The sequence below is a fragment of the Beijerinckia indica subsp. indica ATCC 9039 genome (assembly GCF_000019845.1).
GTDB classification, from domain to species: domain Bacteria; phylum Pseudomonadota; class Alphaproteobacteria; order Rhizobiales; family Beijerinckiaceae; genus Beijerinckia; species Beijerinckia indica.
The window spans coordinates 594,619-616,295 of the sequence record NC_010581.1 but is presented as its reverse complement, the minus strand read 5'-3'; the positions used below and the strand labels follow the sequence as shown (position 1 = coordinate 616,295).

Genomic DNA, 21,677 nt, shown 5'->3' with positions numbered 1-21,677 from the left:
AAGCGTCGAAAAAGATTTCGATAATTTTCTATTTAGTATATGGATATTATAAATTAATAATTTTCTTGTTTGCCCTCGCGGAGCCCTCATGCCCGGTCTCTTTTCTTTCAACCGCCGCAATCTGCTCATCGGAACGGCGGCAGCGACTGTTACTTCTTTGCCCCAGATCGCACGGCCTGCAACGGGTGATAGAGCGCCGAATATTATCTTCATCCTTGCCGATGATCTCGGCTATGCGGATGTTTCCATTTATGGACGGCCCGATCTCTCCACACCTAATATCGACGGCATCGGGCTCAAGGGAGCACGTTTGCTTCAGGCTTACGCAAATTCCGCTGTCTGCTCGGCGACACGGACGGCTTTGCTCACCGGCCGCTATCAATATCGCGAGCGGGTGGGCCTTGAGGAGCCGATCGCCGGCAATATCCATGTCGGCCTGCCACCGCAGCGCCCGACCTTGCCCTCGCTTTTGAAAAAAGCAGGTTACACCACGACTCTCATCGGTAAATGGCATCTCGGCACATTGCCGGACTTCGGCCCACTGCAAAGCGGCTATGATCATTTCTACGGCTTTCGCGGCGGTGCCGTCGATTATTATTCACACAAAGGCACCGATGATCAGGACGATCTGTGGGATCAAGATACAAAGGTTCACCAAACCGGTTATTTGACGGAATTGCTCGGCGACCGCGCCATCGAAACCATCAACGCTTCAGCCAAAACCGGCCAGCCTTTCTTCATCAGCCTGCATTTCAATGCGCCCCATTGGCCCTGGGAAGCGCCCGGGGATGAAGCGGAATCCGCGCGTGTGGCAGGGACGCGCCTGTTCGACTTCGATGGCGGATCACAAGCGACCTATCGCGGCATGATCGCAGCGATGGATCTCCAAATCGGGCGCATTGTGCAGGCTCTGCAAGCCAATGGGATCAGCGAGAATACGATTGTCATCTTCACAAGCGATAATGGCGGTGAGCGTTTTGCCGATACATGGCCGTTTACCGGCCGTAAGACGGAACTACTCGAAGGCGGATTGCGCATCCCTGCCCTCGTCTCTTGGCCGGCGCGGATCAAAGCAGATCAAACCATCGATCAGGTCAGCATCAGCATGGATTGGCTGCCGACTCTCTTAGCGGCCGCTGGGAGCGAACCCGATCCAAATTTTCCCTCCGACGGGATTAATCTGCTGCCTTTCCTGAGCGAAAGCAAAGCCGCTATCCCTCGCAAATTGTTCTGGCGCTACAAAGCCAATGCCCAGCGCGCAGTGCGCGATGGCGATTACAAATATCTCAAAATCCGGGACAATGATTTTCTCTTCAACGTGGTCGATGATCCGCTGGAACGCGTCAATCTGAAAGAGCGCCACAAAGATATTTACAATCGCCTTCTCGCCGAATGGCTCGAGTGGAACAGCACTATGCTACCCGAAATCACTGAGAGCTTTACGCACGGCTTCACGGGTCACGAACTTGCCGATCACTATGGCGTGACCGCACCAACCACAGAACCTGACAATCCCGCGCCTCTTCGGGCGATGCGCCGCGATGATTAAGACGATTTTGTTTTCCTCATCGCAAATGAGAAATAATTGTCTGTGTGCGAGGCCTATTACAGAAAATTCGTTTTTCTTCGATGCTACGTCATCTGTGTTTTGATGATCATTTCTAAACTATCCAGTATTTGACAAAGTCCATATTCTAAATATCATTTACTGGCATAGCGCGACACAGATGGCTAACATCGGAGAAGTTTTGAAATGACTCTGGCAACAGTGGTTCTCCCGAAGCATGAAAACGCGCCCATCCCCGACCTCGACATTCATCATGTTGGCGGCCGTATCGGCGCTGAAATTTCCAACGTCACGCTTTCATCAACTTTGCAGCCCAGCATTATCGCCGCTATCCGTCAGGCTCTGTTGCGGCATAAAGTGATTTTCTTCCGCAACCAGACTCATCTGACAGATGTGGAACAAGAAAGCTTTGGCCGTCTTCTCGGTGATCTCGTCCCGCATCCGACGGTGCCATCCCTCGAGGGCACACAGGCCATTCTCGAACTGGATGGCGCGCGCGGCGAACGCGCTAGCTCCTGGCATACAGATGTGACATTCCGCGCTGCTTATCCCAAAATCTCCATTCTGCGTGGTCATGTGGTGCCTGAGCGCGGTGGCGATACGACATGGTCCAACACCGAAACCGCCTATGAAGAATTGCCGGAAGTCTTTCGCGATTTCATCGACAAGCTTTGGGCCGTGCATAGCAACGAATATGATTATGTCGGTGATCGCGGCGGCAATATACCGGAAAGCGCCATAAAGCGGTATAAACAGATCTTCACTTCGACCGTTTACGAGGCCGAACATCCGCTCGTGCATGTGCATTCGGAAACCGGCAAGCGCTCGCTCATCATCGGTCATTTCGTGAAACGTATCACCGGTTTTGGAACGGCCGACTCACAGCGGATCATCAGCATTCTGCATGATCATGCAACGCGCCCGGAAAATACCGTGCGCTGGCGCTGGTCGGTCGGCGATGTAGCGATCTGGGACAATCGCGCTACCTTGCATCGCGCCGTCGATGATTATGATGATCAGCCGCGCATCGTGCGCCGAACGACAATTGCTGGCGAGGTCCCGGTCTCTGTTGATGGCCAACGCAGCCGCGAACGCGTGCAAGGAAGCCCAAGCATAGCGGCTTGAATCATTCGGGCATCAAACGTTTGCAATCATATCGGATGCCCGGCTCTTTTGAGAAGGCAACGGAACCGGCCCGAAAGTGTATGCCACTTTCGGGTGCCGCCCGCAGCCATTAATCTTAGAGAAAGTGGAAAGCCGCCGCATGCCTATCCACAATCGACGAGGCTTCGGGCATAAGCGAGGAGGCGTCTTTTCGACCCTTCTTCCAAGCATAATTCTCCTGGCGCTCTTTTTTGCCTCAATGAACGCCGCCGAAGCGCTAACCATACGCATCGGGGTGGCCGCGACTGGCGTCGGCAACCGCCAATTTGTCGGCTCCGGCACGATCGCCGTTCTTCATTCCGAACATTATCTGGAAGAAGAATTCAAAAACGATCCCGACATCAAGATCGAATGGTTTTTCTTCAAGGGCGCTGGCCCCGCAGTCAACGAGGCACTCGTCAACAAGCAGCTCGATTTCGCGATGCAAGGCGATCTGCCGGCGATTATCGGGCGTGCCAATGGTCTCAAAACCAAGCTTCTCGCCGCCAATGACGTGCGCGCCAATATCTATCTGGCGGTCGCCTCGAAATCCGGCGTAACGACAATCGAAGATCTGAAGGGCCGCAAGGTCGCGCAATTTCGCGGCACGAACATGCAAATCCCCGTCGATAAAATTCTGGCGGCGCATGGCCTAAAGGAAACCGACATCAAGTTCATCAATATGGACGTTGGCACGACAGCAGCGGCACTCGCCAGTGGCGACATAGATGCCGCTTTCGGCCAAGCGGATTTCATCGATTATGAACAAAAAGGCATCGCCAAAATCATTTATTCCACCAAGGGCGATGATCTCGGCTTTACACGCCATTCTCATGTGCTCGTTACGGAAGATTTCGAGCAGGCGCATCCAGAGATTACCGCGCGCATTATCAAAAGTTGGGTCAAGGCAGCGGCCTGGGCCTCGGATGAAAACCACCGCGACGCACTCTATGAAATATGGGGGCGCTCCGGCTATCCCCTTGAGATCTTTCGCGCCGATTTCCAGGACGTCCCTCTGAAATCGCGGCTATCCCCCCTGATCGACGACTTTCTGGTTGCAGCCTATGCAACAAAGATCAACGAGGCAAAAGCCTATCGGCTTTTGCGGAATACGACCACGGTCGACGGTTGGTTCGAGCCGAAATATCTCAAACAAGCTCTTCAAGACCTCGGGCTCGACCATTATTGGACGCCCAATGATGCGGCAGGCCAACCCATCGTCACGCAATAGGGCGACCAAGACATGCGATCAGGCGCTGGAATGCGAAGCGTTGCGGCATCCTTCAGCCCAACGATCCATGGTTTCACGATGCATCCACATCCCCAATTTTGCTGGAGCTTGATATGACAGATCTCCAGATCGCACACCCGGTCGGGCGTCAGAGTGTCAGGACGCGGACGAAAGAAACGGTTCCGTTCCGATCGGTGGTAAACGGCATCGGTAGGCGTCTAAACGGAAAAATCCTTCTCGGTCTTCTCCTGCCAGGCGCTCTGCTCGCCCTCTGGGCCATTCTGGCGCGTCTTGGAACCTTGCCAGAGCAAATCCTGCCGGCCCCTTCCCTGGTCATCGAAACCTTCCAAGACTATTGGGCGTCGGGGGAATTATGGCAACATTGCTCTTACAGCCTGTGGCGGATCGCGGCGGGCTTCAGCGTCGGCGCGAGCCTGGGTCTCATTCTCGGCATTGCCATGGGTCTTTCCCCCGTGGTCGAAGATATTGTCTCGCCTTTCTTTCTGGCTTTTGCCCAAGTGCCGGCCATCGGCTGGGTCCCGCTTCTCATGCTTGTCGCCGGCATAGGCGAGACCTTGAAAATTCTGGTCATCGCCAAGGCCGCCCTTGTCCCTGTGGCGGTCAATACCCAGCGTGGCCTGCATAATGTTCCAAAGAGCTATCTCGAAGTCGGCAGGGTTTTGACCTTCGACCTTAAACCCATGTTGCGGCACATTATCCTGCCCGCCGCAGTGCCCGATATTTTTTCCGGCATACGCTATGGGTTGACCAATGCATGGCTGGCGCTGGTCGCAGTCGAACTGATCGCTTCAGCGGAAGGGCTCGGCTATCTCACGGTCTGGGGACGCCAGCTCTTTCAGCTCGATGTCGTCATCATGGCCATGATCGTGATCGGGACCATCGGCTTTCTGCTCGATCGCGGATTGCAATTGATCGAAAGCCATCTTCTGTCATGGCGGACCCTTTCCCGATGAGCGTGCATTTCGCCGCACCGACCTTACCGACCAGGGCTTCCATTCTTCTCGCGCGCCGGCTCGTTTTGCCACTTCTGGTGCTTCTTGTCTGGGAGACCGCAAGCCATCTCGAACTCGTCAGCCCCAAACTGCTGCCGCCTCTCGAAACACTCGTCAAACGCGGCGGAGAGGAATTCGCTCAGGGCCGGCTGCCACGCGACATTGCCGCGAGCCTCACGCGCGATCTGCTCGGATTTGCTCTTGGTGCCATGCTCGGCACATCGCTTGGAATCCTTCTGGGCCTGTCATCGCTCCTGCGTCACCTCATCAAACCGACTTTCGATGCCCTCAAACAGATTGCGATCTTTGCCTGGATCCCGCTGGTCTCTGTCTGGTTCGGCATTGGCGAGGCGGCCAAAATAGCCTTCATCGCGATTGCGGCTTTTACACCGTGCCTGGTCAATACGCTGACCGGCATGGCCGGGATTCCTCGCCCCTATATCGAAGTCGCCAAGGTGCTCGATTTCAGTCCATGGTCCTTTCTGACGCGCCTTGCCATCCCCGCTGCGTTACCCTCAATTTTCACGGGCCTGCATCTTGGGCTCATCCATTCCTGGCTCGCCACGATCGGTGCCGAATATTTCATGACGGCGGGTCCCGGCATTGGCGGAATGATGATCGCGGGACGTGAACAATTCGAAATGGACCTGGTTCTTCTCGGTGTCATACTCCTGGCCAGCATTGGCGTCCTCCTGAACAATGCCGCGCTTCATGTCGAAACTTATGTTCTTTCCTGGCGAAAGACCTCTGCACAATGACCCACGACCTCGATGCTCATGGCCTCGTCATTCACGCTATCGATAAGGATTTCAACCTTCCTGGCGGCACATTCACGGCCTTACGAAATATATCCTTGTCGATCGCGCCCAATGAATTCGTTTCCATCGTCGGTGCATCGGGCTGCGGCAAATCAACCTTGCTGAAACTGATCGTTGGTCTTGATCAACCCACGCGCGGCGATATTTTTCTGGATGGTCACAAATTGACGACGCCCAGCCTTGATCGCGCGATTGTCTTTCAAGAAGCACGTTTGTTTCCCTGGCTGACCGCCGAGCAGAATATTGCCCTGAGCCTGATCAAATCGCGTCTATCCACCCAGGAAAAACAAAAGACCATCGCGAAACACATCGAACTGGTCGGCCTCAAGGATTTTGCGAATGCCCTGCCTGCTCAACTTTCCGGTGGCATGGCGCAGCGCGTCGCGATCGCACGCGCCCTCGTGACGCGTCCACGCATTCTGTTACTCGACGAGCCTTTCGGCGCGCTTGATGCCTTGACGAAAGCACATATGCAAAATGAACTTCAGCGTATCGTGCAAGAGGAAAAGATCACCACAGTCCTCGTTACGCATGATGTCGAGGAAGCCATTTTTCTCGGAGATCGCATCGTGGTCATGCATCCCCATCCAGGCCGAATCGCAGATATCGTCCCCATCACGCTGATGGATGCAGAACGCAACAGAACGCATCCAAGCTTTGTGCATCTGCGCGAGACCATCCTGATCAAGCTTGGAGAACACATCAAAAACCCATCGCGATCAGCCGGAGCTGGAACCAATCTGCCCACAATGATGCATGCGGGATAAATCAAAACGATTAGCGGCAGTGATTGCAGACATCACATTGCTCAATGTGATGATATGCATCCCTCATTTTCGATTCTTATGACTTCTTGATTGTCTTTGAAAATTTTTATGACGGCCTACTGTATCAAATTTTCTCCAGCAGGTAGATCTCATGAATTTATCTTCTGCAAGAGTATAGGTTTGCCCAAAAGGAGCAATAAAGAGAAAATAAAACCATTATATTTTCTTCATAAGCAATTGATATTTATCAAAATAAGTTTTTATATAGACTAAATGAAATAATTGGTGGCCACGACAGTCCGATCGACTCTCAATCGGCGGCACGTGCAAAAGCTGCAGCCTGTTTTGGCCACCTTTCCGATAGACCAAGAGCCTATTTTGACATGACTTCGAAAGCCCCCACGACTGAGCCTTTCCGTTTTCTTTTTCACACGGAAAATTCAAAAGCGATTTCCGTTGGCATGTTCCGCGGAGGCCATCCGGTCCATTTCAGCTGCTTAACATTCTGCTTGTATATCGCGACAATGAGTGCGGCAAAGACGCAAGAGAGCTCCGCAAATGAAGCGACATTACAGGATGTCGTCGTGACGGGTATCGCGACACCGGATACCGATAAACAGGCGTTCTCGAAGCAACAAGCGACACAGCGTCAATTCGTACCATCCTCATCAACGATCATCACCAAGCAGCAGCTCGACGCCGCTCAGGTCCGCAATGTGTTGGACGCTCAAAGGCTACAGCCCGGTTTACGCATCCGTTTTACCAATGTTCGTAACCTATCTATCAATATACGCGGCTTCGGCGCATCTTCCTCCAGCGCGACCGACGGCATCTTCAACGGTGTTCCCGTCTATATCGATGGCATCCTGCAACCACGTGTCGGTCAAGCGCTTTTCGATGTACCGGATCTCGACGGAATCGAGGTCCTGAAGGGACCACAAGCGACATCCGGCGGCATGGACAATACTGGTGGCGTTGTTAACCTCACGACGACTCTACCGAGTTTCGCCACACATGCATCGGCTGAAGTGTCCTATGGCCGATATAATTGGGCACAATTCAAGGGCAGCCTCACCGGTGCGGTAGGTGATAGCACCACGACCGCGTTTCGACTGGCTGCGTTCGGTTCCGACCGTGACGGTTACGTTTCAAATTACAACGGCGGGCAAAAGCTGAACGACTTCCACGACAAAGGCATGCGTGGCCAGATCTTGTGGCAACCAACGGAAGATTTGACGGCGCGCTTCATCGTTGATTATGCGCAGATCAGTCAAGCCTGTTGCGGCCAGATTTATAATGGCGGTATCGCCTATTATGTAAACGGTCAACCAATTCCCAATAATTTTTATAATCGGGCGGCACGGATAGGGTTGACGCCGCCTCCGGCAAACGCTCTTTCATCCTATATGACCGATAATTTCGGTTATCAAAACACGTCTCAGGAAAGTTATGGCGCGGCGGCAATCGTCGACTACAATCTGCCAGATGGTTACCATTTTAATTCTGTTACTTCTTTTCGGGGTTGGGATTTTCATCCGCACAATTTTGGCGATGCCATTTACGTTGGCCTTCCGACTGATCTGACGACTCGCAACAACAGTCACGTCACAGAGCGATCGGTGCAGCAGGAATTCAAGATTTCCACCCCAAAAGGACAGCCCGTCGAAGGAACCGCCGGTCTCTTCTATCTCTATGAACAGCTCTATAATTGGGGTCTCAGCGCATATGGTTCGCAGGCAGGTCTCTGGTACGGCAAACCGACGGACTCAGCGGCCGTCAACAATACGCTCAACTATACCGCTCGCGAAAGCTATGATAATCCGACGACACACTATATTGCGCCTTATGCGCAGGCGACATGGCATGTCGACCCTGAATTCGATCTGACTGCTGGTCTGCGTTATTCCTATGTCTACAAGACCACCCTTTATAGACAGTGGCAAAACGCTTGGGATACCTCTTATTTGAGCCCTGCCGACCAGGCGGCATCCCAGGCCGCGCGCAATACCTTACTCGGAAGCCCGCGACAATTTACGGCTTCGACGCATCAGGGGCTGATTTCGGCGCTCGCTTCGGCATCTTACAAATTCGCTCCCGATGTGATGGGTTATGTGACTTTCGCTCGCAGCGGTCGTCCCGGTGGTCCCAATCCCGCCAATCTGCCGGTCGGCGCACCCACAACGGTCAAAGAGGAAGAAGTTGAGAATTACGAAGTCGGCCTAAAAAGCCAGTTTTTCGACCAACGCCTGCTGGTCAATGTCGCTGCTTTCTACATGAACAATCATAATTATATCACTAACGTCACCTCTCTGGTCGGCTCCAGCTTCTCCACCTATCTCGCCAACGCGCAACGGGCGGTCTCCCGCGGTGTCGAGCTTGACGTCAGAGCGCAGCCGTTCGAAGGCCTCAATACCTACGCTTCGATGATTTATGATAATGCCTATTATGCCTCCTTTGACAACGGCCCGTGCCCCTTTGAAAGGTCCAATCAGACGTCCTGCAATTTCACGGGTCAACCTCTATCACTGGTGCCGCGCTGGGCGGTGGCATTCGGTGGTGAATACAGTCACCACCTGGGTCTTGTGGAGCCATTTACAAAGCCGTTGATCGGATATGTCGGTGCCGACTTTAACTGGCAAAGTTCTGTCTTCTCGAACACGACGAATTCCATCTATTCGGTGATCGGAGCTTACGGCCTGCTCAATGTGCATGGTGGTGTGAAGTTCGAGGATTCAAGCTGGGACCTCTCCGTTTGGGGGCAGAACGTCTTGAATAAGCATTATTTCATTACCCTCTCGGAAACCAATCTCGGTACCGGCATCGCTGCGGGCAATGTCGGTTTGCCCATGACCGTCGGCTTTACTCTCAGATGGCAGATGTAAATCATCCGACGGACGGCCCGTCTCTCCACCATCACTCACCATTAGTTGGAGATTATCAGGATGTTAAGTGGCGAGGTCATAAGTGAGGGCTCGGGCTCAGTCGAGTTCGATGCCGATGTTCTCGTCCTCGGTGGCGGCCCGGCGGGAACCTGGGCAGCCTGTACGGCTGCCGAGCGCGGCGCTCGCGTGATCCTGGCCGATAAGGGCTTTTGCGGATCATCTGGCGCCACCGCACCCTCTGGAACCGGCGTCTGGTATATCGAGGCGGATGCGGAAAAACGCGAAGCGGCCATGGCCAGTCGGGAAGTGCTTGGCGGCTATCTGCAGGATCGTCTCTGGATGCATCGCGTCCTCGATCGGACCTTCGACAGCATCAATCTCTTGGCGGCACGCGGCTATCCATTTCCGATTGACGCAAACGGACATTCCCGCCGGAATTCTTTGCAAGGCCCTGAATATATGCGCCTGATGCGGCGACAAACCCAGGAAGCCTCGGTTCTGATCCTCGACCATAGTCCGGCGCTGGAACTTTTGGTCGATGACACCGGCGCCGTAGCGGGTGCGACGGGACTCCGACGCCAACGCGGTGATAACTGGGTCGTTCGCGCCAAATCGGTCATCATGGCGACAGGCGGCTGCGCCTTCTTGAGCAAGGCGCTCGGCTGCAATCTCTTGACCGGCGACGGTTATCTCATGGCTGCGGAAGCGGGAGCCGACCTTTCGGGCATGGAATTTTCCAATGCTTATGCCATCTCGGCCAGCTTTTCTTCCGTTACCAAAACGTTGTTTTATAAATGGGCCAGTTTCACCTATGAAAATGGCGAGATCATTCCAGGGGCGGGATCGCAAGGCGGACGTTCAGCCATAGCCCGCGCCCTTATGGTCGGACCCGTCTATGCCCAACTCGATCAGGTCGAGCCTGGAATGCAAGCGACATTGCGTCTTGCCCAGCCAAATTTCTTTCTTCCGTTCGATCGTGTCGGCATTAATCCGTTTACACAGCGTTTTCCCATTACCTTACTCCTCGAGGGGACCGTGCGTGGGACGGGTGGATTGCGCATAACAGACGAGACCTGCGCCACAAGCGTCGCCGGTCTCTTCGCGGCCGGCGACGCCGCGACGCGCGAACTGATCTGTGGTGGCTTCACTGGCGGCGGCAGCCATAATGCAGCCTGGGCCATGTCATCTGGCTATTGGGCGGGAGCCGCTGCAGCCGACCACGCAAAGCAGCTCGGAACGACGACCAAGAGACAAGTGTTTCGCGCGGGCGGCGTCGCGCTCCGATCTCGCACCAAAGCCTCATTCAACCCGAATGAAACGACCAAGGCGGTCCAAGATGAAGTTTTTCCCTTTAAACGCAACTATTTCCGAACGGCGGACCAACTCGTTCCATCGCTCGACCGTCTGAATAAACTGTGGCAGACAATCAACCATGCCGATGCCGCCGACCGAGATCAGGTTCTGCGCGCGAGAGAATGTGCGGCGATGATTGCCACAGCGCGCTGGATGTACAGGAGCGCGCTTGCGAGACAGGAATCGCGCGGCATGCATCGCCGCGAGGAATTTCCTCATCAGGATCATAAACAGCACCACTATATTACGACCGGTGGCCTGGATGATGTCTGGACTGGTACGCGTCCGGTTCTCGCTCACGCATTGCAAGACGCATGATGAGAGAAAGGCCATGATCGAAATCATTGATCCCACTCGCTGCACATCCTGCAATATTTGCGTTAAGGTCTGCCCGACAAATGTGTTCGGTTCCGTCAAGAACAGCATCCCCGTCATCGCACGGCAAAGCGACTGTCAGACCTGCTTCATGTGTGAGCTCTACTGTCCTGCCGACGCCCTCTATGTAGCGCCTTTTACAGATGAGCTACAAATTGACGATATACATGCGTCACACAACAATATCGATTTCGGCTCTTATCGACGCGCCATTGGTTGGACCAAGGAGACAAACGCACTGCGAGCCTCCGACCAGTCCTTCGAATTGTTGAAGCCTTGAAATATCGCATAGCACGGAGCGTCGGCGGCAACATGATAAGGGGCTGATTACTCTTTGACCCCGCCGCGCAGAAACTGCTGCAGTCTGGGCACCATGAAATCGAGGAACAGGCGGATACGCTGCGGCATGCGCTGGCCACCAAGGTAAAGCGCGTGGATTTCCTCCTCGTCATCATAGCCGATGCCATCCAAAACCTCGACCAGGCAACCGGAAGCGATGTCGGCGCGCGTATGAAAATCCGCGAGCCGCGCAAGCCCGACCCCCGCTTTAGCCATGCGATGGACAGTCTCCCCATTATTGGCCAAGAGCGTGCCAGCGAGGATCCGATCGACGATCCGGCCCCCTTCCCTGAAAGGCCAGACAGGGGCCGCCCTTCGGAAATTGAATCCAAGGCAATTATGCCCCTCGAGATCCTCCATCGTCTGAGGCGTACCATGGCGCTCGAGATATTCCGGGGAGGCCACGATCCGGCGCCGGCAGACGCCGATCCGCACCGCGATCAGGCCTGAATCGGACAGAGCGCCGACCCGAAAGGCAATATCGGTGCGGTCGAGATAGAGATCGACGATTTCATCAGAAAGGGAGAGATCAACGACAATGTGCGGATAGGCCTCCCAGAAGGCAGGGAGAAGCGGTTCGATTCCCAAGACACCGAAAGCCACGGAGGCGTTGACCCGGACAATTCCTCCGGCATTTCGAGCCCCTTTTGCAAGCGCGCCTTCGATATCGTCAAGCTCGGCAAGCAAGGCCGCGCTACGCTCGTAATAGATCCTCCCTTCATCCGTCAGCGAAAGCCGGCGCGTCGAACGCTCAAGCAACCTCAGCCCCAGGCGTTCCTCAAGCCGGGCGATCAGTTTGCTGATCGTGGAGGGTGTCATCAGCATCTGACGAGCCGCTTCCGAAAAGCTTCCCGCCTCCACCACGCGCACGAAAACCAGCATCTCGCCCGCACGATTATCCATCTTGCCCTTTCCTCTATGAACTCCCGTCTAAAACGATGCGGGAAGAGAGGCAATGACCAAGAGGCATAGGAGCCGCGTTCCGGGCCGGCTGAGGCTTGGGATCGAGCCACCGCTCGATAAGGATGGGTCGCTGGCGCGCGATGTCCGGCGCACACAAAAAGCGTGATGCTCAAGCCAAGACTCAATCTGTAACTTCATGCGGCAGCGTCAGTATTCCGGGGGAAGTCGCAGCGCCGACAAAGATATCTCGCATATTGTGTAACCAAGGCATGGTAACCATATCGCCCGGTACTGGCAGCAGCTTGGTTCTTGCCCCTTCTCAACACAACAAGGCGCAGGCCACTTTTAGGATCTTTTGATTTTCATAAGAATTTACAGCGTCGCTCATGCCTTTGTTCCACAAGCGATACTGTAGGTCGCCGGACTGGCGAAGCAGGAGTGATCATTATGGAGGTACAGGCTCAAATCGATTTCCAGGGCTTCCATCCTACGGAGCAACAACGGGCTTTGATCGAACAGAAGATTGCTGGCCTGGAAGAATTCTATGACCGGATCACGGCTTGCCGCGTCGTGATGAAAGCCCCCAGTCATCATCATCGAACCGGCGGGCAATATGAGGTCAATATCCACCTTGTACTTCCGGAGGGCCGAGAGGTTGTCGTGGAACGCACTCCTCCCGAGGATGAACGGTTCTCAGATCCGATGTTTGCGATCAATGATGCCTTCAGCCGAGCCCGGCGGCGTCTCCAGGATGAAGTCAGGCATATCCGCGGCCAGGTCAAGGTTCATGAAACGCAACCGATTGGAACGGTGATACGGGTGCGACCGGAGGAGGACTACGGCTTTCTTGAAACGGAGGGACGCGAGATTTACTTTCACAGGAACAGTGTCCTCGATGAGGCTTTTGCCCACCTCGAGCCTGGCGTGCGGGTGACATTCGTAGAAGAAATGGGCGAGAAGGGACCACAGGCCAGCACAGTCAAGCTTCTTGGCAAGCACGGACTGCGATAGCTGTGAAGACTCTACTCGAGCGCTTTCCCTAATTGCCGGCCGCGGGCCGCGATCGACACGCCCACCGGCCTCCGGTCTCGATCGTAAGCAACGAGTGCGGATTCAATGTCGGCACTTTCCGCAAGGCGTATTCGAAGCGCAAGCGCGTCACCCGCAGCTTTGGCAACGCCCATGGCTGTATGCGGGCGAACGACAAAAGCAGCATCGCCCAATAGAGCGACGCAATCCTTTGCCATTTTCGGCGCCTCGAAGTCGAAAATCGCTTGGATGAACGGCTGCGGTTCCGCACCGACCGCCGCGGCGAACGGCGGCGGAAGGAGCATCGCAGCCTCTGAGAGCAAGCCCTCTCGCCGCTCTTGGGACAAGGCACCCGGTGCCAGTGAGTAGCGATGGATCTGTCCCTTTGCATCCGTCAGGGCTTCATCGAGGCCCTGTCTCCCCGGGGCAGGCCGATACCAAACCCAGTTGTAGCGACGTTTTCCCGGGGCCATCTCTCCATTCGGCCCCGCCACGACATAGCCGAGAATATGCGATCGCGGCATAGTGTAGAACGCGAAGCGATCGAGCAGGATCTCCGCCGCGTCTTTCGGGAGAGCCTGCTCCGGAAAGAGACCCCGCCAAGCGACATAGCCCGCATAGAGACTTGGCGAGGGCTGCCCGATGACCGCTTCACGCACGACAGATCCGACGCCATCCGCACCGATCACGAGGCCCGCATGGTCTTCGGCACCGTCCTCGAAACGAAGGAGGGCGCCAGTCTCGTCCTGCGCGACCGACCGCACGGAACGGCCAAGACTATAGGCCTCCCCATCCGAAAACGCACGGAAGGTGTTGTAGAGATAATCCCACGAGATTTGCATCTGCGGCGTCGGATAACGCTCGGCGATCCCGCCATCTCTGTCAAAATAGATTCGTTCCTTCGCCACGACGCCGATCTGAGCGACATGCTCACAACCGACGGCGCGGAGGATCGAGGAAATATCTGGCTGGCTGACCAAACCCGCTCCGCGTCCGGCCAAACCGCCAGCTGAGCGTTCATAAATCCTGACATCATGCCCGTCGCGACGCAGCAATGCCGCCGCAAAAAGCCCGCCAAGGGATCCACCCACGATCCTTATACGCCATTTGGTCATGATTCAGATCCTCCGTGGAGGCTTCGTTGTTTGGTCCCGAACTTTGAGGTGCGATTCTTCCCGCCGCACCGCCACCTTCACCCTGCGGACCCGGGCCGGCCTCCTTATGCGTATTATCCGAAACATGTCGGAATGCCTCATTCGTCGAAAAATATGAGGCAAGCGGGATCGTTGCATGGCCTTGGGCCGTTGTCCCTTTTGACCCGGCCGCGTGTCAGGAGCCGGGAGGGAGGAGACGGCATTATGATCGGATCTCTACCACGGACCGAAGCGGTCCTACCGCGCACAGTGGCTCTGGTCGGCCCTTATGGAAGCGGAAAATCAACTCTCTTCGACGCCTTGATGGCGCGGGCTGGCGCCCCGATGAAGCGCGTGACCGAGGCGCGGGCCATGAGCACGGAACTGCGGATTGGCCATTGCCAGTTTCTGGGTGATCCCTGGACCCTACTCGATTGTCCCGGCTCGATCGAATTCGCCTATGAGACAGCTTGTGCTCTCGATGCCGCTGATTTGGCGCTGATCGTCTGCGAACCTGTACCACAGCGTCTTGCCAGCCTGCCTTTGCTGCTGCACATGATCGAGGAGCGCGGCCTGCCGTTTCTCGTCTTTCTCAATAAGATCGAGATGTTCATCGGCAATCTCAACGAAATAACAGATTTACTCCAAGACACGATGAAACGCCCCCTGGCTTTGCGGCAATTACCCATCCGCGAGGGCGAGACGATCAGCGGTTTCATCGATATAGCGTCACACCGCGCCTATCGTTACAAAGCCGGCCAAGGCACGGAGCCAGGCTCGGAGCGGATCGAGATTCCTCAAAACCTGCGCGAACCGGAGGAAATGGCTTTCTCCGCCTTGGCTGAGAAACTGGCCGATCAGGATGATCGCTTTCTGGAACGCTTGCTCGAAGAGGAAATGCCCACAGGCACGGAAATTTTCGAGCAATTGAGCCAAGATCAAGCTGCTGGCACAATCGCTGAGGTCCTGCTCGGCTCCGCGCTGCACGGCTATGGGATAACCCGTTTATGGAAAGCCTTGCGGCACGATGCTCCAAGTGCCACGGCCACGGCGGAACGGCACGGCATTGGTGCGGGCAGCGAACCCTTGATTCATATTTTCAAGACGAGCCACCATGCGACTGCCGCTCACGCGGGCAAATTATCCTTTGGCCGCGTGTGGCGGGGCATTGTGAAGGATGGAGCCACAATGGATGGCGTGCGCATTGGCGCGCTTTATCATTTCGTCAGTGGCGAGGCAGTTCGCGTCAAGGAGGCCGAGGCCGGCGATGTCATTGCTTTGGCACGCCTCGAATTGATCAATACGGGCCAGATTCTGGGCCTGCGCAAGGGCGAAGAACAGCTCGCGTCCTCCGCTCCGCCACCGCCCAGTTTTGCGCTGGCGATCAAGGCCAAGGATCGCCTGGATGATGCGAAGCTTGCCCAGGCTTTGCACAAGCTGGTCGAGGAAGATCCCTCTCTGTCGCTGGAGCAGGATTTAGAAGGCGGCGTCATGCTTTTGCAAGGGCAAGGTGAAATCCATGTGCAGAGCGCGCTTGAACGCCTCACCATGCAGGCGCATTTGGCCGTTCAAAGCGGCAAACCACCCGTTGCCTGCCGGGAGACGATCGGCGAGACGACAATCGAGCATGCGAGGCTGAAACGCCAGACCGGCGGTCATGGTCAATTCGCCGATGTGACCCTAGAGATCGCGCCACGCAGGCGCGGCGAGGGATTTGTGTTCATCGATCGCATCGTTGGCGGCGCCATCCCAAAGCCCTTCATACCGGCGATCCGCGATGCGGCGGAAGAGGCCATGAGCAAAGGCCCGCTTGGCTATAGGGTCGTCGATGTCAGCGTAACCCTCCTCGATGGCTCGTATCATACCGTGGATAGTTCGGAGCAGGCCTTCAAAACCGCAACGCGCATGGCGATCACCGCGGCACTGGCCAAGGCAAAACCGAAGCTTCTGGAGCCGATCGACCATGTGACAGTTGCCGTACCACGCCAGAATACACCCGATGCCCAGCGGCTTTTGAGCGGGCGGCGCGGTCAGATTCTGGGCTATGGAGAAAGGGAAGGCTGGCCGGGTTGGGATGAGATCGAGGCCATGGTGCCTGCGGCGGAATTACAGGATTTCGTTGTCGCTCTGCGCTCGGACACGCAAGGGCTTGGCAGCTATCGCCATGCATTCGATCATCTTGCCGAGGCTGCGACCATGCAGCGATAAGGACGAGTGTAGCCCCTAACGGTCATAAAAGTGACCGTTAGGGCCTTCCCGAATGTCCCGGAGCTTACGGCGGGTCGACTGTTCAAACGTCAATCGACCAAAACGGCAGGCAGGATCGGCATGGCCCCCGTCATCATAGATTGGGCGGGCGCCAACCGTCCCAATCTGTAGCTCATGGGTGCCGGCGCAAACACCGACGGCTCGGTCTTGGATTGCACGACAGGACCAAATACAGAAGACGCAGAAGGCACCAAAGAGGCAGATACCATTGATGGCACCGGCTTCGCTTCTGTTGGATTCGTTCCCTTTGCGGCGGCGGTTTGAATTAAACGCGCGGCCGCGCCACCTTTTGCCAGCCGCTTTGGATGAGCTGGCACGATAATGACCTCCCGTCCAGCATCAGCAAGCGCCTCAGGACGGCTCACCTCCCCGAGAAGCGTTCCTTGGCGGGCGAGCGCACGGAAAGCGGGGTGTTGGCCTCCGTCCGCATAAGTGGTCTGTATGGCGGCGCTTCCTTCGGCAACGAGAGTGGCGATGCGGGCCTGCTCTTCCAAATGGTGCGTCTGCGCCAGGGTCTCCTTGTCTGGATCCTTTGAGGGGCTGAAGACATAGCGTCCGGAGGCAACACTGACCAAAGGTTCTTCTCCGGTGGCCTCGAAGCGATCCGACCCTTCCTTGAGTTGACGCCAGAATGCGATATTCGCATCAAGACGGTATTTGGCCATGTTTTGCGCCGTCATGCGAAACGGATAGGCCTGAAATTGAAAGGCCTGCTGACCACCCCTCAAAGCCTCGCGAGCGATGGCATAGATCTCACCGACACCTTTATCGGTCATGGCGAAACATCCGGCCGATGAACACGTGCCATGCACCATCACATAGGATCCAGAGCCTCCGTGAGCTTTGTCGTAGGCATTTGGATATCCGACGTCGAAGGAGAGGTAATAAGCGGAATTCGGGTTCATCTGTTTGGGGCCGACCCAATAAAACCCTTCCGGAGCCTGCCGATCGCCTTGCTGCGATTTGGGGCCGAGCTGGCCCGACCAACGGCAAATGGGGAATGTCTTGAGCAGGACGAAGCGTCCATTCCTGGCCTGTTTCCAGATTTCGAGTTCCGCTTCCTTCTTGTAGGTCCGAATGAGGATCGGTGCCTCCGCTGTGGTATCCCTTGCCCTCATCAAGGCAAGCGTCGCCCCTGGGATCGGTGTTTCGCCTTTGGAATAGCCGCCCGCCACAGCCCCTTGCTGGCAGGCGAAAAAGGCGACAAGGATGGATACCGCACGCCAAACCCTTACCCATGACTTAAAATCCATTCGGCCCCCGGCTCTTGGACAGAATTTCGCCGCTTCTCGGCACAATAGGCTTATAGTTTTTAGACTTGGTCGCCATCGGCCTCGCCACTGATACCGGATTGGCGCGAAACTGTAAAAAATGCTAATGCGGACCCCATCAGCTCCGGGTCTCATAGGCCTTGACCGTCAGCATTTGAGCCCGCGAAACGACCCATGACTTCCTACCACGCGCTTGAGCAGCAATTTGCTCGCATAGACAAGATCAAAGACGTGATCGGGCTCCTCAACTGGGATACCGAAACGATCATGCCTGATGGAGCGGCCGAGGGTCGTTCGGAGCAATTGTCCACGTTGGAAGGAATGGCGCACAGGCTTCTTGTCTCCGCCGAGACCGGAGAGCTTCTGGATAAAGCCGAGGCGGCAGCGGACGGACTCGATGATTGGCAAAGCGCCAATCTTCGCGAGATGCGGCGCCTCTATTTCCATGCAGCCGCCATTCCGGAAGAGCTTGTCGAGGCAAACTCCAAGGCCGTTTCCCGATCGCTCATGGCCTGGAGGCAAGCGCGCAAGAACAGCGATTTCGCCGCCCTCCTGCCCTATCTGAAGGAGGTGCTCGACCTGCAACGCAGGATCGGTCAGATCAAAGGCGAAGCGCTCGGGCTCTCACCTTACGATGCCCTCCTCGATACCTACGAGCCAGGGATGCGTCAGGCGAAAATCGACCTGCTCTTTACCAATCTGAGGGCTGAGCTCCCCAGCCTGATCCAAGAGGCGCAGGCTCGCCAGGCGAGCTTGCCTCCCACCGAAGCTCTGACTGGTCCCTTCCCCATCGACCTCCAACGAGGCCTTGGCAAGAAGCTCATGGCAGCGGTTGGATTTGATTTTGAGCGCGGTCGCCTCGATATCAGCCTGCATCCGTTCTGCGGCGGCGCGACGGATGATGTACGGATCACAAGCCGCTACGATGAGGAGCGGTTCATCAGCGGCCTCATGGGCGTGTTGCACGAGACAGGCCATGCTCTTTATGAGCAAGGGCGGCCGGAGGCTTGGCGGCATCAGCCGGTGGGGGCTGCCCGGGGCATGGCTCTCCACGAAAGCCAGTCGCTTTTGATCGAAATGCAAGCCTGCCGTTCACGCGCCTTTGTGCATTATCTGGCGCCCCTCTTGCGTGAAACCTTCCAGGGTGACGGTGCGGCATGGAGTGCGGACAATCTCTACCGCGATCTGACAACCGTCAAACCTGGGTTCATCCGGGTCGATGCGGATGAGGTCACCTATCCAGCGCATGTCCTTTTGCGATACGATCTGGAAAAGGCCATGATCAATGGGGATCTGCGCCTCGAGGACCTGCCAGGGGCTTTCAATGAGGGCATGAAGACGCTCCTTGGACTAACAGTGCCGAATGATGGTTTGGGGTGTCTCCAGGATATCCACTGGCCGGGCGGAAGCTGGGGCTATTTTCCGACCTATACGCTTGGGGCCATGGCGGCTGCGCAGCTCTTCGATGCCGCCAGCCGCGCGGAGCCTGATGTGCTGCCAGGGATTGGCCGTGGCGACTTTGGACCGCTGCGGTCCTGGTTGTCAGCCCATGTCCATAGGAAGGGCAGTTTGCTGGAAATGGATGAGCTGCTGATCGCCGCAACGGGTCGGCCCTTAGGAGCGGAAGCGTTCCAGAAACATCTTCGAACCCGCTACCTTGAGGATCGGCATCAAGCTTAGAAACATCCGATCATGCTCGCGGCGCGAGACGTAATTTCGGGCTCATTAAGCTATCTTTTTCTTCCGGCAATCGAAACAGGATGGCGGCCGGTGTAGTTACCGACACTCATCATAAGATCCTGATCGCTGGTGGCAATGGTTTCGCCGGTCATAAGATCGCGGCATGAACGTCACCCAAGCCGCGACGTCATAGGCCAACAGGAGGACCTGCACCGCCGCTGGCCGGTCGTCCAGGATTTTACCTCCGAATGGGCGCTGTGGGCCGCGAAGCATGATTTCCAACTTGGAATTGCGCCGGAGGAAGTCCCATGTCCTGGTCCCTGACGATCGGCCGCTTCGGCGCAACAACTCTGCGGGTGCATCTAACCTTTTTTCTCCTGGTTGCCTGGATCGGCGTCAGCGCCTGGCTAAAGGGAGGGGCTCCCGCCGCCCGCGACAGCGTGCTCTTCGTCGCGCTTCTCTTCGGCTGCGTCGTTCTCCACGAATTCGGCCACATCCTCATGGCGCGTCGCTTCGGGATCGAGACACCCGACGTGATCCTGCTGCCCATTGGGGGAGTGTCGTTGATGCCGCGCATGCCGGAAAAGCCTGCGCAGGAATTCGCGGTCGCGATCGCAGGACCTACAGTCAACATCGTCATCGCCTTCCTCCTTTATCTCCTTCTTGGCTCGATTCATCCCGAGCATTTGGCGCAGATCGACAATCCACACATCTCGCTTCTTGCGCGGCTCGCCGCCGTCAATATTTTCCTTGTCGTCTTCAACTTGATCCCCGCTTTCCCGATGGATGGTGGTCGCATCCTGCGTGCACTCCTCACCATGAAACTCGGCAAAGCGAGAGCGACACAGCTTGCTGCTTCCATCGGGAAGGCATTCGCCTTCGCGCTTGGCTTTCTTGGCCTCTTCGGTAATCCGCTCCTGATCTTCATAGCGATCTTTGTTTATATGGCGGCTGAGGGAGAAGCGCAGATGACGGCGTTCCACGAAGCGACGCACGGGCTTTCCGTGGCCGACGCAATGGAGACGCGCTTCAATGCAATCCCGATCAACGCGAACTTAGCAGCGGCGATCGAAATGCTGCTCGCGACTGCGCAGCACGAATTCCCGGTCATCGACGCTTTCGGGAGGCCAGTTGGCCTCCTCGTGCGGGAGGACATACTTTTGGCCCTGAACGACCACAGTCGCGAGGCGGCCATCAACACATTCATGCGCGTCCCAGTCGAGACTGTGCAGAGCACCACCCCGCTCGAGGCCGTGCTCGACCGGCTCCTCGTACCGCAAGCTGCAGATCTGGTCGTCACCAATCCCGACGGGGTCCTCGTCGGTCTTCTCACGCGCCAGAATCTCACCGAGATGATGATCATCAAGAGCATGCGGCCTGACTGGCGCTTTGATCGCGCCTGACGAGCGCCGCGCACTCAGCGCCTTCCTTTGTGGAGACAAGGCTTCGACCGCCGCGGAATGGCTGGCAACCTTATCAGCACGGACATTCCGTGGGCTGGTCACTCACGCATACATTCGCCAAGCAACCACGCGATCATCTGGACTATCAAATTCACAGATTGGGATTCGGCAAATGGAGGATCAACCCATCAAGCTCGGGCGCCACGAGGATCATGCAGGTCAAACGGCTATTATCCTGTTTGGTCATCAGGCTGTCGATCATCATCTGCTCCAGCTCCTTGACCGGCGGCACACGATCGCGCCAGCTCTCATCGATATAGACATGACAGGAACCGCAACTGCAGGTGCCGCCGCATTCGCCCAAAATGCCGGGGATTTCACAGCGCTGGCCGACGCGCATGAGGATTTCACCATTCTCGGCCTCGACCGGTATGGAGGTGCCATCGAAGGTAATGAAAGTCATTTTGGTCATGCCGCCGCCTCACTAGGTTCAGGCTTGCGG

At 56.3% G+C, this 21,677-nt stretch carries 17 protein-coding genes; 13 read left to right on the top strand and 4 right to left on the bottom strand.

The features are described 5' to 3' along the window. Positions 1–88: 88 nt before the first annotated feature. From BIND_RS02825 to BIND_RS02785, 9 genes are all read left to right on the top strand, one after another. Entirely contained in the window at positions 89–1,549 is a 1,461-nt protein-coding gene (locus BIND_RS02825) for a sulfatase family protein (RefSeq protein WP_012383565.1), read from the top strand. 204 nt (positions 1,550–1,753) lie between these two features. Next, positions 1,754–2,692, top strand: a complete 939-nt coding sequence (locus tag BIND_RS02820; RefSeq protein ID WP_012383564.1) for a TauD/TfdA dioxygenase family protein — start codon at positions 1,754–1,756, stop codon at positions 2,690–2,692. Between the two features lie 238 nt (positions 2,693–2,930). Beyond that, a complete protein-coding gene (locus tag BIND_RS02815) occupies positions 2,931–3,941 on the top strand; it encodes an ABC transporter substrate-binding protein (RefSeq protein WP_244395945.1) in 1,011 nt (336 codons plus the stop codon). A 113-nt stretch (positions 3,942–4,054) separates the two neighbouring features. Then, positions 4,055–4,915, top strand: coding sequence for an ABC transporter permease (locus BIND_RS02810; RefSeq protein ID WP_012383562.1), 861 nt, complete (start codon positions 4,055–4,057; stop codon positions 4,913–4,915). Then, entirely contained in the window at positions 4,912–5,712 is an 801-nt protein-coding gene (locus tag BIND_RS02805) for an ABC transporter permease (protein ID WP_012383561.1), read from the top strand. The genes BIND_RS02810 and BIND_RS02805 overlap by 4 nt, the downstream gene beginning before the upstream one ends. Continuing rightward, entirely contained in the window at positions 5,709–6,539 is an 831-nt protein-coding gene (locus tag BIND_RS02800; protein ID WP_012383560.1) for an ABC transporter ATP-binding protein, read from the top strand. The genes BIND_RS02805 and BIND_RS02800 overlap by 4 nt, the downstream gene beginning before the upstream one ends. Positions 6,540–6,922: 383 nt before the next feature. Further along, positions 6,923–9,421 (top strand): TonB-dependent receptor, encoded by a 2,499-nt coding sequence (locus BIND_RS02795; RefSeq protein ID WP_012383559.1) that lies wholly within the window; start codon positions 6,923–6,925, stop codon positions 9,419–9,421. Between the two features lie 60 nt (positions 9,422–9,481). Next, entirely contained in the window at positions 9,482–11,092 is a 1,611-nt protein-coding gene (locus BIND_RS02790; protein ID WP_012383558.1) for an FAD-dependent oxidoreductase, read from the top strand. A 13-nt stretch (positions 11,093–11,105) separates the two neighbouring features. Beyond that, positions 11,106–11,429 (top strand): 4Fe-4S dicluster domain-containing protein, encoded by a 324-nt coding sequence (locus BIND_RS02785; protein WP_012383557.1) that lies wholly within the window; start codon positions 11,106–11,108, stop codon positions 11,427–11,429. A 47-nt stretch (positions 11,430–11,476) separates the two neighbouring features. On the opposite strand, the gene BIND_RS02780 is transcribed toward BIND_RS02785, so the two are convergent. Then, complete coding sequence (locus tag BIND_RS02780) at positions 11,477–12,391, bottom strand: LysR family transcriptional regulator (RefSeq protein ID WP_012383556.1); 915 nt, start codon at positions 12,389–12,391, stop codon at positions 11,477–11,479. A gap of 309 nt (positions 12,392–12,700) precedes the next feature. Here BIND_RS02780 and BIND_RS02775 point away from each other — a divergent pair, with 309 nt between their 5' ends. Next, positions 12,701–13,402 (top strand): HPF/RaiA family ribosome-associated protein, encoded by a 702-nt coding sequence (locus BIND_RS02775; RefSeq protein WP_244395944.1) that lies wholly within the window; start codon positions 12,701–12,703, stop codon positions 13,400–13,402. A gap of 11 nt (positions 13,403–13,413) precedes the next feature. Here BIND_RS02775 and BIND_RS02770 read toward each other — a convergent pair whose 3' ends face one another. Next, positions 13,414–14,535, bottom strand: coding sequence for an FAD binding domain-containing protein (locus BIND_RS02770; protein WP_012383554.1), 1,122 nt, complete (start codon positions 14,533–14,535; stop codon positions 13,414–13,416). Positions 14,536–14,778: 243 nt separating this feature from the next. Here BIND_RS02770 and BIND_RS02765 point away from each other — a divergent pair, with 243 nt between their 5' ends. Then, a complete protein-coding gene (locus BIND_RS02765; RefSeq protein WP_012383553.1) occupies positions 14,779–16,761 on the top strand; it encodes an elongation factor G in 1,983 nt (660 codons plus the stop codon). 89 nt (positions 16,762–16,850) lie between these two features. Here the strand turns inward: BIND_RS02765 and BIND_RS02760 are convergent, their stop codons facing one another. Further along, complete coding sequence (locus BIND_RS02760; protein WP_012383552.1) at positions 16,851–18,074, bottom strand: L,D-transpeptidase family protein; 1,224 nt, start codon at positions 18,072–18,074, stop codon at positions 16,851–16,853. A gap of 192 nt (positions 18,075–18,266) precedes the next feature. Between BIND_RS02760 and BIND_RS02755 the strand changes: the two genes are divergently transcribed. Together BIND_RS02755 and BIND_RS02750 are read left to right on the top strand one after the other, a co-directional pair. Next, positions 18,267–19,772, top strand: a complete 1,506-nt coding sequence (locus BIND_RS02755; protein ID WP_012383551.1) for a carboxypeptidase M32 — start codon at positions 18,267–18,269, stop codon at positions 19,770–19,772. Between the two features lie 308 nt (positions 19,773–20,080). Further along, positions 20,081–21,175, top strand: coding sequence for a site-2 protease family protein (locus BIND_RS02750; protein WP_012383550.1), 1,095 nt, complete (start codon positions 20,081–20,083; stop codon positions 21,173–21,175). 151 nt (positions 21,176–21,326) lie between these two features. Here BIND_RS02750 and BIND_RS02745 read toward each other — a convergent pair whose 3' ends face one another. Next, positions 21,327–21,647 (bottom strand): 2Fe-2S iron-sulfur cluster-binding protein, encoded by a 321-nt coding sequence (locus BIND_RS02745; protein WP_012383549.1) that lies wholly within the window; start codon positions 21,645–21,647, stop codon positions 21,327–21,329. Positions 21,648–21,677 lie beyond the last annotated feature (30 nt).